The 12,334-nt window shown below is 71.0% G+C and carries 8 protein-coding genes; 5 read left to right on the top strand and 3 right to left on the bottom strand.

Annotated features, from left to right (window positions below; translation table 11 throughout):
* Positions 1–90: 90 nt before the first annotated feature.
* Positions 91–414 (bottom strand): hypothetical protein, encoded by a 324-nt coding sequence (locus Mth01_RS21955; protein WP_204017800.1) that lies wholly within the window; start codon positions 412–414, stop codon positions 91–93.
* An 85-nt stretch (positions 415–499) separates the two neighbouring features.
* Here Mth01_RS21955 and Mth01_RS21950 point away from each other — a divergent pair, with 85 nt between their 5' ends.
* Positions 500–3,616 carry a DEAD/DEAH box helicase gene (locus Mth01_RS21950; RefSeq protein ID WP_204017799.1) on the top strand — a complete coding sequence of 1,039 codons (3,117 nt, stop codon included), beginning with the start codon at positions 500–502 and terminating at the stop codon, positions 3,614–3,616.
* Complete coding sequence (locus Mth01_RS21945) at positions 3,616–4,473, top strand: SWIM zinc finger family protein (RefSeq protein WP_204017798.1); 858 nt, start codon at positions 3,616–3,618, stop codon at positions 4,471–4,473. Before Mth01_RS21950 ends, Mth01_RS21945 begins: the two co-directional genes overlap by 1 nt.
* A gap of 3 nt (positions 4,474–4,476) precedes the next feature.
* On the opposite strand, the gene Mth01_RS21940 is transcribed toward Mth01_RS21945, so the two are convergent.
* Both Mth01_RS21940 and Mth01_RS21935 read right to left on the bottom strand, forming a co-directional pair.
* Positions 4,477–5,406 carry a diacylglycerol/lipid kinase family protein gene (locus Mth01_RS21940; RefSeq protein ID WP_204017797.1) on the bottom strand — a complete coding sequence of 310 codons (930 nt, stop codon included), beginning with the start codon at positions 5,404–5,406 and terminating at the stop codon, positions 4,477–4,479.
* Between the two features lie 46 nt (positions 5,407–5,452).
* Positions 5,453–8,215, bottom strand: a complete 2,763-nt coding sequence (locus Mth01_RS21935) for an immune inhibitor A domain-containing protein (protein ID WP_204017796.1) — start codon at positions 8,213–8,215, stop codon at positions 5,453–5,455.
* 184 nt (positions 8,216–8,399) lie between these two features.
* On the opposite strand from Mth01_RS21935, the gene Mth01_RS21930 reads away from it, so the two are divergent.
* From Mth01_RS21930 to Mth01_RS21920, 3 genes are all read left to right on the top strand, one after another.
* The gene (locus tag Mth01_RS21930; RefSeq protein ID WP_239089892.1) at positions 8,400–9,728 is read left to right on the top strand and encodes an FAD-binding oxidoreductase; all 1,329 of its coding nucleotides are present in this window, start codon (positions 8,400–8,402) and stop codon (positions 9,726–9,728) included.
* 115 nt (positions 9,729–9,843) lie between these two features.
* Complete coding sequence (locus Mth01_RS21925) at positions 9,844–11,526, top strand: serine/threonine-protein kinase (RefSeq protein ID WP_204017795.1); 1,683 nt, start codon at positions 9,844–9,846, stop codon at positions 11,524–11,526.
* 40 nt (positions 11,527–11,566) lie between these two features.
* A complete protein-coding gene (locus tag Mth01_RS21920) occupies positions 11,567–12,328 on the top strand; it encodes an enoyl-CoA hydratase family protein (protein WP_204017794.1) in 762 nt (253 codons plus the stop codon).
* The last annotated feature ends 6 nt before the right edge of the window (positions 12,329–12,334 follow it).

Here is a 12,334-nt window from a genome sequence, read left to right as displayed (position 1 = left end):
GGGTGTCGTGCTGGGGGGACGGCATGACACGAAACGTTACAACATAATTACAACGAGTGCTTGTCGATCAAGGGGCCACCCGTCTCGTGACTAACGCGGCGTGAGGCCGGGCGTCTGCTCCTGACCGAAGGTGATCACGATGTCCGTGCCGTTGGCGTAGCTGACCACGGGCCGCTGGAGCATGTCGCCCACCCTGCGGGCGACCGCCTGGAACAGCTCCACCATGTCCGGGGTGTCGGCGCTGATCCGGAACCGACCGCTGGCGGCGAGGTGCTCGGCGACGAGAGGAACGAAGGCCGCCTCGGCCCTGACCTTCTCCTCCGCGCTGAGCGGCGTGCGCCGAGGCGCGGGCTGTGTGCCGAGCGTGTAGGTCATCGCCGGTCTCCTCGTGATCGTCGTATGCGAGTCCAGCATGCCGGAAAAGTGACGGCGCTGGGAGGCGGGCTTCGCTGCTAGCGTTCCGGGGGTGGCGGGAGGAGCCGGGGGCGGGAGGAGACGCATGCTCGTGATCCACGCGGCCTGGGACGGGGGGAGGCTCGTGCTCTGGGCCGAGGAGACGACGGCCGCGGAGCTCGTCACCTCCTCCCGGGCCAGGCTCCGCCCTCATCCCTTCGCCGCTTCGGCGGCGGCACTGACCGCCGAGCTGCCGCACTGGGGGGACGCGGCGGCCGAGGCGGCGGGCAAGGCCGTGTCCGGCGAGGCGGTGCTGCTGCTGCCGAGCTCGGCCGGCGGCCCCCTGCCCTCCCCCGAGACGGGCCTCCAGGTCGGCGCGCGTCAGCCCAGGATCAGGTCGTGGCGGGTGCCCGCGCTGCTGGTCGAGCCGGGTCCCGCGCTGCGCATGCTGACCGCGGAGCCGCTGACGACGGCGTTCGAGCCGCCGCCGACGGCCGGGCCGTCGCTGCGCTATCTCGCCGCCGTCGCAGCGCACGCCCATGACCTGGTACGGCGCGCCCGGGTGCTGCCCCAGCTCGTCGCAGAGGACGACGGCTACGCGGCGCGCTGGCGGCCCGTGCTGACCGGGCCGCAGGCCGCCCGCTTCCGGGAGCTGGCCGCCGCGATGCCGCCGGTGTGCCGTGCCGTACGGGAGGAACGGCCCTCCGCCCACGTGCTGATCGAGGCGCTGGCGTGCCTGGCCGACGCGGCCGCACGGCAGGCCCTGCCCGAGCGCCTGCTGGGCGGGCATCGTCCCGGGCGGCGCAGTCCGCTGGCCGACCGGTGGACGGTGGCGCTGACCGGGGACGCGGCGGCGCTCCCCGGTGTGAGCCAGGAGGAGGCGGAGAAGCTGGCCCTGCCGCTGCAGGAGTGGTTCCGGGCCGCCCACCAGCTCGACGGCCCGGTCAAGGTGTGCTTCCGCCTCGTCGAGCCGGCAGAACCCGTCGAGCCGGAGCCGGATCCTGAGCTCGGCTCGTCGCCGAGTCCGGACATCGCCGGCGAATATCGCGAACGCCCGGCCGCAGCGGACGCCGGCGCGTGGCGGGTCGAGTTCGCCCTGCAGTCGGCCGAGGACCCGAGCCTCTATGTGCCCGCTCCCCTCGTCTGGGCCGGCGAGACCATACCCGGCCTGCCCGGACTGCCCGGGCGCCCCGACGAGACGCTGCTCGCGGGCCTGGGCCGGGCAGCCCGCCTCTACCCGAAGATCGACGACGCGCTCCGGGAGGCCCGGCCGGCGCGGATCGAGCTGGACGTGGAGGGAGCCTTCTACTTCCTCCGCCACGCCGCGCCGCTCCTGCAGTCGGCCGGGTTCGGCGTGCAGCTGCCCGCCTGGGCGGGCCGTACGAGGCTGGGTCTCAAGCTCACCGCCCGCTCACCCAGCGGACCCGGTGCCGCCGCTGACCAGGGGTTCGGGCTGGCGCAGCTCGTGGACTTCCGCGCCGAGCTGGCCATCGGCGACGAGACGATCAGCGAGGCGGAGCTGGCCGAGCTGGCCAGGCTCAAGGTGCCGCTGATCCGGGTCCGCGGGCAATGGGTCGAGCTGGACGCCCGGCAGCTGAACGCCGCGCTGAAGGCCGTGGAGCGCCGCGGCTCGGGTCAGGCGACCGTCGGGGAGATCCTCCGGGAGGTGGTCGACGGCGGGGACGCCGACCTCCCGCTGATCGAGGTGGACGCCGACGGCCTCCTCGGCGACCTGCTGTCCGGTGAGGCCGACCGCCGTCTCGAGCCGGTCACGACTCCGGCCGCCTTCCGCGGCACGCTCCGGCCGTACCAGGAGCGCGGCCTGGCCTGGCTCAGCTTCATGTCCCAGATCGGGCTCGGCGGCATCCTCGCGGACGACATGGGCTTGGGCAAGACCGCCCAAACACTTTCACTCCTCACTAAAGAGCGTGAATCCGGCGAACCGGTGGGGGCGACGCTGCTGGTGTGCCCGATGTCACTGCTCACCAACTGGCAGAAGGAGGCCGCCAGATTCGCCCCGTCGCTGGACGTCTACCTCCACCACGGCGCGGGCCGGCTGCGCGGCGAGGAGTTGGCCGAGCGGGTCGGCGCCGCCGACCTCGTCCTCACCACGTACGGCACGGCCCTGCGCGACCGCGACGCCCTGGCCGGGTTCGACTGGGGCCGGCTCGTCTGCGACGAGGCTCAGGCGATCAAGAACAGTGCGGCCAGGCAGGCCCAGGCCGTACGGTCACTTCCGGCGCGGACCAGGCTGGCGCTGACCGGCACCCCCGTGGAGAACCACCTGGCGGAACTCTGGTCGATCATGGAGTTCTGCAATCCGGGCCTGCTCGGGCAGGCGGCCGCGTTCCGGCAGCGCTACCAGGAGCCGATCGAACGGCACGGCGACGAGGCGGCGACGGCCGCGCTGAAGCGGGCCACCGGGCCGTTCGTGCTGCGGCGCCTGAAGACCGACAAGACGATCATCTCCGACCTGCCGGAGAAGATGGAGATGAAGGTCTGGTGCACGCTCACGCCGGAGCAGGCGAGCCTCTACCAGGCGATCGTCGAGGACATGATGGACCGGATCGCCGCAAGCGAGGGCATCGAACGGCACGGCAACGTGCTCGCCACGATGACCAAGCTCAAACAGGTGTGCAACCATCCGGCGCACCTGCTCAAGGACGGCTCCCGGCTGCCGGGCCGCTCGGGCAAGCTGGCCCGCCTGGAGGAGCTGGCCGAGGAGATCGTCGGCGAGGGCGACAAGGCGCTGGTTTTCACGCAGTACGCCGAGTTCGGCTCGATGCTGCAGCCGTATCTGACGGCCCACCTGGACCGTCCCGTGCTGTGGCTGCACGGCGGGCTGCCGAAGAAGCGGCGCGACGCGCTGGTGGAGCGGTTCCAGAACGACGACGAGCCGATGATCTTCCTGCTGTCGCTGAAGGCCGCGGGCACCGGGCTCAACCTGACCGCCGCCAACCACGTGATCCACGTCGACCGGTGGTGGAACCCGGCCGTGGAGAACCAGGCGACCGACCGGGCGTTCCGCATCGGCCAGCGTCGCAACGTGCAGGTCAGGAAGTTCATCTGCGCCGGGACCCTGGAGGAGCGGATCGACGAGATGATCGAACGGAAGCTGGCGCTGGCGCAGAGCGTGGTCGGCACGGGCGAGGACTGGATCTCCTCCCTGTCCACCGAGAGCCTGCGGGAACTGTTCCGGCTCGGTCCCGAGGCGGTGGCGTGATGGCACGGCAGCAGTCCGGCTGGTTCGAGCCGTCGCGGCCGATCAGGGTCGAGGGCGGCATCCGGGTGCGTAACAGGCGCGGATCGATCGGCGAGCAGTGGTGGTCGCGCAGGTTCGTCGACATCCTGGAGCGCGTCTGCGACTCCGGCAGGCTCAGCCGCGGCCGCTCCTACGCCCGCTCCGGCCAGGTCCTCGACCTTGAGATCGGGCCGGGTCTGGTGAAGGCCCGGGTGCAGGGGTCGCGGAGGACTCCGTACCGCGTGACGGTCGGCATCACCGCCTACGGCCGCGAGCAGTGGCACGATCTGGTCGGCGCGCTGGCCGGCCAGGCGCTCCACCGGGCCAAGCTGCTCGCCGGGGAGATGCCGCCGGAGATCGAGGACGTGTTCCGCGGCTGCGGGCTGCCGCTCTTCCCCGAACAGCGGGGGCTGGAGATGGACTGCTCCTGCCCGGACTGGGGTTTCCCGTGCAAGCACCTGTCGGCCGTGCTGTACGTCCTGGCGGAGGCGTTCGACGACGACCCGTTCCTGGTGCTGGCCTGGCGGGGCATGGCCAGGGACGCCCTGCTCGACGCCCTGCGCCGAAACGACGACGGCGCAGTCGATGGCGGCGAAGTCGATGGCGGCGGGAAGCCCGGGCTCCTCGACGTGGCCGACGTCCCGTTCGCCGAGCGGATCGACGACTTCTACGAGCCCGGTGCCTCGCCGGCGCGGCTGTCCCCGCCCCCGGGTCCCTCGGACGGTTCGGAGGCGCCGCCCGATCTGCTGCTGCGGGCGCTCGATCCACCGCCGGTGAAGGCGCGGCACATTCCGCTCCTCGACCTGCTGCGGCCCGCCTACCGGTCCTTCACAGAGTAGGAATCAGGTGTCGACGAAGTCCGCCGGGACCATCACGCGGACGCCGTTGGGGATCGTCCTGATGAGCAGCGGGGTGCGCAGCCGCACCTCTCCGTCGATGTCGGCGGCCATCGGCGGGTCGGTCTCCACCAGCATCTCGCTGCCGGTGACGAAGGGACCGCCGGCGAGGCTGCGCCATTTGCCGGTGGTGGCCCTGACCAGTGTCTCGCCGACCAGCCGCAGCCGCTTGCCCGAGCCGAGCTGGTAGGCCACGAGCCTGTGGTCGTCGATGCCGGCGTCCTTGGCGATCTGCCAGCCGCCGTGGAAACGGCCGTTGGCGATGTTGAGCTGGTGGGTGATCAGCGCGTGCCGCACGCCGTCGACCGTGACGAACGCCCGGAACGGCCGGTGGCGCGGGAGAATCCGCAACGCGGTCAGCGGGTATGCCGCGCGGCCGAGGACGCGCTTGACCAGGGGTTTCACGGTCCCGGCCACCTCGACGGAGACGCCGAAGCTGGTCAGGTTGGCGAATGGCCGATCACCGCACATGCCGAGGTCGATGTCGGCGACCTTGCCCCCGGTCAGCACTCTGATCGCGCCGGCCAGGTCCAGGGGCAGGCCGAGGCTGCGGGCGAAGTTGTTGGTGGTGCCGAGCGGCAGAACGCCGAGGGCGACGTCGCGACCGGCGATGTGTTTGATCGAACTGCTGAGCGTGCCGTCCCCGCCCCCGACGATCAGCAGATCCGGCTCGTCGACGAGCGCGCCGGTGATGGTGTCGCGCAGCCGCGCCGGGTCGGTCACCGCGTGCACACCGGTGAGCCGGAAGCCCCCGGCCCGGAGCAGCCGCAGCACCTCGGGGTAGCGGCGACGGCCCCGGCGTGACCTGGTGTTGACGACGACGGCGGCCATCCGCTTGTCGTGGATGGCCGCCGTGTGCTCCGCCTTGGTGCGCATGATCACATGCTAGGCGTTGCTTTCACTTGTCATTACCTGTCAGGCATCACTTCTTGGCGGGCGTGACGTAGAGGAGCGCGGCCGTGTTGCCCGGCAGCGGGCTGAGCAGCCGCACCTGGACGCCCAGCTGCTTGCCCGCGTCGCCCGGGTTGCCGGTGCCGAGGATGGGGCCGCCGATGTCGGTGCCGTACAGCTCGGTGGCCGGGGAGCCGTCGGGGTGGACGATCCGGGTCGTGTACGGCTCGTTGTCCTTGGACGGCAGGACGACCGAGGCGTCACGGTGCCGGAAGTACAGCGCGCCGTCCCGGATCTCCAGGCCGGGGTACCAGCCCTTGGCGTCGGTGAAGGTCTTCACCGCGGGCAGCTTGCCGAACGAGGTGCAGTACTCCGCGAACGGCTCGCCCTCGATGCACTCCTTGAACGGGTAGGTGCCGAAGAAGTTGAACGCCGCGTTGGACGACTGCGGGCGGGACGGCAGGTTCTTCAGGACGCTCCCGTCCTTCGCGGCCGCCTCGCCGGTACGGCGCAGCGGCTCGAAGTGCGAGTCCACGAGGAGGAGCTGACCCTTCGGACCGACCGACGGCAGGTCGAACACCGGGTCCGACACGTTGTTGTTGTTGCGGGCGGCGTCGCGGTACCAGATGAGCAGGCCGGGCGCGTTGTACTTGATCCTCTCCACCTTCCACGCGCTGTCGCGCATGAAGGTCGTGTCGTAGGTGTACTGCAGACCCTTGTCGAACCCGTCGAGGTTTCGCCACTCGGCCAGGTAGTACTGCGCGGCCTTCAGCTCACCGGAGTGGGCCACCCAGCCCGCGCCGGTGGTGTCGGTGAAGGTGCCCTTCGTGGCGGTCCAGCCGTTCGCGCCGTTCTCGACGTCGTCGCTCCAGACGGTCGCGCCGCCGCCGGTGACCGAGAAGTCGTCGTTGAACCAGCCGCGCTCCATGGCCGCCGCGTCCGTGGCGTACCGGAAGCGTACCTGCACGGTCTTGCCGGCGAACGGCGCGAGGTCGACGTACAGGTGCACCCAGCCGCCGCTCTCACCGGTCATGCCGTACTTCTTGCCGCCGTAGTCCTGCAGGCGCTTGTTGGGGTCGTCGTAGTCGTCGCCGGTGCTGGCGAGCGCGCCGCCCTCGAAGTAGACCTTCTGCTCGGTCCAGGTGGCGCCGCCGTCGGCGGAGAGCTCGAAGAAGCCGAAGTCCCAGTCCTGCTCGATGCTCCAGTCGCTCCACCACTGGAACTTCGCGTCCGCGGCGGCCGGGACCTCGACCGTCCTGGTCAGCTTGGAGTCGCCCCACGACTGGTCGTTGTTGGACCACCACAGGTTGGCGCCGCTGTGCGGAGTGGACATGACCACGTGCTTGTCCGGCAGGTTGATGCGCACGCCGTCCTCGGTGCCCTTGGGCGTACGCGAGGTCTGGCCGACGACCATCATCTGCTTGCGCCCACCCGGCTCAATGATCTTCGGGTTGGCCCAGCCGAGCACCCACTTGTCCCACAGGCCCATGTGAGTGGGCATGGCCTGGATGATCGGCCCGGCGTGGGATCCGCTGGACATGAGGTCCCAGAAGTCCACGGCCGAGTCGCCGTTGCCACTGGTGTCGTAGAGGTCCGGCAGGCCGAGGTCGTGGCCGTACTCGTGGGCGAAGACGCCGACGCCGGAGTCCTCCGGCTGCACGATGTAGTTGGAGATCTTCACGTTCGTGCCGGGGACGGTGTAGCCGCCGGCCACGCTGCTGGAGTGCGCCCAGATCGCGTAGGTCCCCTCGGCGCCGCCGCCGCCGGACTTGTCGGCACCGGCGTGGATCATCACCAGGTGGTCGATGACGCCGTCCGGCTCGTCATAGTTGCCGTCGCCGTCGTAGTCGGAGGTGTCTTCCTTGTCGTAGTCGGCCCAGGGGAACGACGGGTTCTGGGCCGCGAGGGCGTTGACCGCGTCGATGGCGAGCTGGGCGGGGCCACGCGGGTTGTCGGGGTGCCCCGACATGTCCTGCGGAATCGTGCCGCACTTGCCCGCGCCGTACCATGCCTCGGAGTGCGGGACCTTGATCCAGCCGACCGCCTCGCCGGTGACGGTGTAGGCGCCCTTCGACAGCTCCTCGTACATGTTCTTCATCGTGAGGCCGGAGAGGTCGATGCCCTTTCGGCCGTCCCGGGGGTCGGTCAGGTCCGTGCGGACCCGCTTGGTGATCCCCCTGGAGCTGTACAGCATGTCGTTGTAGTGGGCCGTGCTGAAGTCCGGCACCCACATCGTGTTGTTGTCCTTGCCCCCGCCGGCCGCGAGCGCCGGGTCGGGGATGTTGTTGTGCAGCGGCCCGTTCAGCTTCGTGCCGGGCGGCTCGGTGACGCAGTCGTTGACGTCATTGATCGTCTTGGGGTGCGACCAGCCGGAGAAGTCGTCGTTGGCCTGGTCGTTGAACTCGACGAGCAGCGTGAGGAGCTTGGCCTTCTTGGTGGTCTTCGCCTTCTTGTAGATGAAGTCCCACGGGTTCTTCCCGGTCCTGATGGCCTCCCGCTCATGCTTCGCGAGGACCCGCGCGGCGACGGGGTTGCCCATGGCGAACTTGCGGTCGACCGAGTGCGCCAGGGCCAGCGTGCGCCGGGCGCTCTTGTCGGGGACCCGCTCCTCGGTGAGCGTGGTGTCGCTCTGGATGCGGGGCGGGGCGTAGTTGATGTAGTAGTCGTTCGCCGAAGGCTGGTAGCCGGCGGTGGGGGTGGCGGCGGGGGTGGCCGCGCCGATGGCGGCCAGGCCACCGGCCGCCAGGCCCAGCGCGGGCACCATCGCGGCGAGACGCCGGAGTCTGTTGGACAACGAGATCCCTTCCCGTCCGGGGTTCCCGGACGCCCATGCTCGGCGCGCCGGGATGAGCGCGCATCGGGACCTTAAGGGAAAAAGTAAAGAGAACCAATAACGGTTGTAAAACCGTGATCTATCCGGAAACTTAGGTAAAGTTCCGGTTACCACCGCTGCCGGGAACATGCCGTAAAGTCCAGGCGTGGAAGACCTTATCGCCGCACTTCCGGACGGGCGGGTCCTCACCGACCCCGACGTGACCGAGTCGTACGCCAGAGACCGGACCTTCGTGCCGCCGGGCAGGCCGCTCGGCGTCGTCCTCGCCGAGTCTCGGGACGAGGTCGTCACGACGATGCGCTGGGCGACCGAGCACCGGGTGCCGGTCGTGCCCCGCGGCGCGGGCACCGGCCTCGCCGGCGGCGCGACCGCGACCGACGGCTGCCTGATCCTCTCGCTCGCCAGGATGACCCGGATCCGCGAGCTGTCGCCCCAGGACGAGATCGCGGTGGCCGAGCCCGGCGTCATCACCGCCGACCTGGACCGGGCGGCCCGCGAACACGGGCTGATGTACGCCCCCGACCCGTCGTCGTACGAGGTGTCCACCATCGGCGGCAACCTCGCGACCAACGCGGGTGGGCTGCGCTGCGTGAAATACGGCGTGACCCGCGACTCCACGCTGGGGCTCGAGGTCGTGCTCGCGGACGGGCGGATCATCAACACCGGCCGCCGGACCGTCAAGGGCGTGACCGGATATGACCTGACCGGCCTCTTCGTCGGCTCCGAGGGCACGCTCGGCGTGATCACGGCGGCGACGCTGCGGCTGCGGCGGGCACCCGCCGAGCTCGCCACGGTCGCCGCCGAGTTCACCTCGCTGCGCGACGCGGCGTCGGCCGTCTCCGCGATCATCGCGGCCGGCTGCAACCCGTCGCTGCTCGAGCTGATGGACCGGACCACGCTGGAGGCCATCGACGAGTGGAAGAACATCGGGCTGGAGCCGGGCACCCGCGCGATGCTGATCGCCCAGTCCGAGGGCTCGGCGGACCAGATGGCCAAGCTGTGCGAGGCGGCGTCGTTCGTCGCCGTCTCGTCGAGCCCGGAGGAGGCCGACGAACTGATCGGCCTGCGGCGGCTGGCCTACCAGGCGAAGGAGCGGCTCGGCCAGTGCCTGGTCGAGGACGTGTGCGTGCCCAGGTCGGTGCTGCCGGACATGATCTCCACCATCGAGGACGTGGCGGCCCGGCACGGCGTCAAGATCGCGACCGTCGCGCACGCGGGCGACGGCAACACGCACCCGGTGTTCATCTTCGAGCGGGGCCTGGCCGAGCCGCCGCCCGAGGTGTGGGCCGCCGCCGACGAGGTGTTCCGGGCCGCCCTCGCGCTCGGCGGCACGCTGACCGGCGAGCACGGCGTCGGGGTGATCAAGAGACGCTGGCTCGGCCTGGAGACCGGCCCGGTGGTCACCGAGATCCACCAGGGCATCAAGCAGGTCTTCGACCCGCTCAACATCCTGAACCCGGGCAAGGCGATCTAAGGTCCTGTCCCGTGGATCTTCTTTCCTCCCGCGGTCGCCGAAGTTTCACGGGACACTCCCTGACCGCTGCTAACGTTTCCGGCCAGGTCACATTGTTTGGTGCTAAACGGGGGCAATGGTGGCGCTAGAGGCAGGTGATCCGAGCCGGCTCGGGCCGTACGAACTGGTCGACCGGATCGGCGAGGGCGGCCAGGGCATCGTCTTCCTGGGCCGCGGCCCGACCGGCGAACCCGTCGCGGTCAAGCTGCCGCATCAGCGGTTCGTCATCGACCGCGAGGCCAGGCAGCGGTTCCTGCGGGAGGTGGCGCTGGCACAACGGGTCGCCCGCTTCTGCACCGCGCCGGTCCTGCACGCCGACCTCGCCGGCGACCGACCGTACATCGTCAGCGAGTACGTCTCCGGGCCGTCGCTGCGTGAGCTGGTGGAGCGTGAAGGTCCCCGCCGGGGCGCGGCCCTCGAACGCCTCGCCATCAGCACGGCCACCGCGCTGGTCGCCATCCACCGGGCCGGGATCACCCATCGCGACTTCAAGCCGGCGAACGTGCTGATGGGCCCGGAGGGGCCCGTCGTGATCGACTTCGGGGTGGCCAGGGCACTGGACTCGCCCCAGGCGACGGCCACCGGCACCACCATCGGCACGCCGTCCTACCTGGCACCGGAGCTGCTCAGCGGGGGAACGGCCACATCGGCGGCCGACATGTTCGCCTGGGGCGTCACGATGGTGTTCGCCGCCACGGGGCGGCCCGCGTTCGGCGCGGACTCCATCCCCTCCGTGATCACCCGCATTCTGACCGCCGAGCCCGACCTCGGTCTGCTGACCGCGCCGCTCCGGGACCTCGTCGCGGCCTGCCTGGCGAAGGACCCCGCGCTGCGCCCCTCGGCCGAGGCGATCGTCACCCAGCTCACCGGCGGGCCCACCGTGCCCGTGCGCATGCCGCCCGTACGGCCCGGTGCGGCGGAAGACGGGCATCCCGCGAGGCGGCGGAGGCGGCGCACGCCGGTGCTGCCGCTGACCCTGGCGGCCGTTGCCGCGGTGGCGGCGGCGGGAACCGCGACCGCGGTGTCGCTCAGCGGCGGCGAGAGCGGACAGGCCACCATGGAGAAGCTCACCACGGACGTGGCCGAACCGGGCCGGACACCGGCGGATGTCGTTCAGGTGCCGTCCCGTCCGCGCGCCCCGTCTTCCTCTCCATCGGCCCGGAAGCGGCCCACGCCCGGTGCCCGGCATACCGCCGCCCCGATCAGGCGGTCCGACCCGACGTCCATGCCGACGCGAGTCCCCTCGCGGGGGCCGTCACCGTCCCCGTCGCGAAAACCCTCCCAGCAGCCCTCACCGAAGCCCTCACCGAGCCTGTCGCCGCTGCCCTCTCCCACGCCGTCACCGGAGCCTCCGCCCAAGCCGTCCGCGACGCCTGCTCCCAAGCCCTCGCCGAAACCGTCGCCGAAACCTTCCCCCACGCCTCCCCCGAAGCCGAACCCGTACACCGCCGCAGGGGTCTGCGGGGCCGGCTTCAAGGTGATCGACTCGCACGCCTACGGCGGCCAGGCGACCACCTACCTGCTCTACGACGCGTCCACCGGCAGGAACTGCGTGATCACGCTGTCGAAGCACGTGGTCCCCGGGAAGATCAAGATGAGTGCGGTGCTGAAGGTGAAGGACGGCGGATCCGCCACCGACTCCGGCACCTATACCGTGTACGCGGGACCGCTCAGGCTGCCCGCGGCGCGCAAGTGCGTCACCTGGGGCGGCGGGTACGGATCCACCACGTGGAGCAGCGGGTGGTCGCACTGCGGTTGACCTTCATCGCAGCCGATCTTTCCTTGACCGAGGGGGCTTGATGGAACCGTTGGTTCGCCGGGAGCAGGCGGGCGGGGTGGCGACGATCACACTCGACTCGCCGCACAACCGCAACGCCCTGTCGGCCCGGCTGCTCGCGGAGCTGAACGACACGCTGAGCCTGGTCCTGGCCGAGCCGTCGGTCCGGGTGATCGTGCTGACCGGCGCCGGGCCGGTGTTCTGCGCCGGCGCCGACCTGAAGGAGCAGCGGAGCGGCGGCGCACCGGTCACCGCGTCCTTTCCCGACGTCCTGCGCCTGATCTGGGAGAGTCCCAAGCCGGTCGTGTGCCGGCTGAACGGCACCGCCCGTGCGGGCGGCCTCGGCCTGGTGGCGGCCTGCGACTTCGCGATCGCCCCCGACACCGCGTCGTTCGCGTTCACCGAGGTGCGTCTCGGGGTGGCCCCAGCGATGATCGCGGTGACCTGCCTGCGGCGGCTCGACCCCCGCGCGGCGGCGGAGTACTTCCTGACCGGCGAGGTCTTCGACGCCCGCCGGGCGGTGGAGATCGGCCTGCTGACCCGGGCCGTGCCGGCCGGCGACCTAGACGCCGAGGTGGCCCGCTACACGGACATGCTGCTGCGCGGCGGCCCCGAAGCGCTGGCCGCGACCAAGCGGCTCGTACGGGAGGTGCCGCTGATGTCGTTCGACGAGGGGCTGCGCCGCATGGCCGACCTGTCGGCAGAGCGCTTCACCTCGGCGGAGGGCCAGGAGGGCATCCGGGCGTTCCGGGAGAAGCGGCCTCCCTCCTGGACGGTCGGCTGAGCAGCA

The organism is Sphaerimonospora thailandensis, from assembly GCF_016863115.1.
GTDB lineage: Bacteria > Actinomycetota > Actinomycetes > Streptosporangiales > Streptosporangiaceae > Sphaerimonospora > Sphaerimonospora cavernae.
This window is presented reverse-complemented; position numbering and strand designations above follow the sequence as displayed.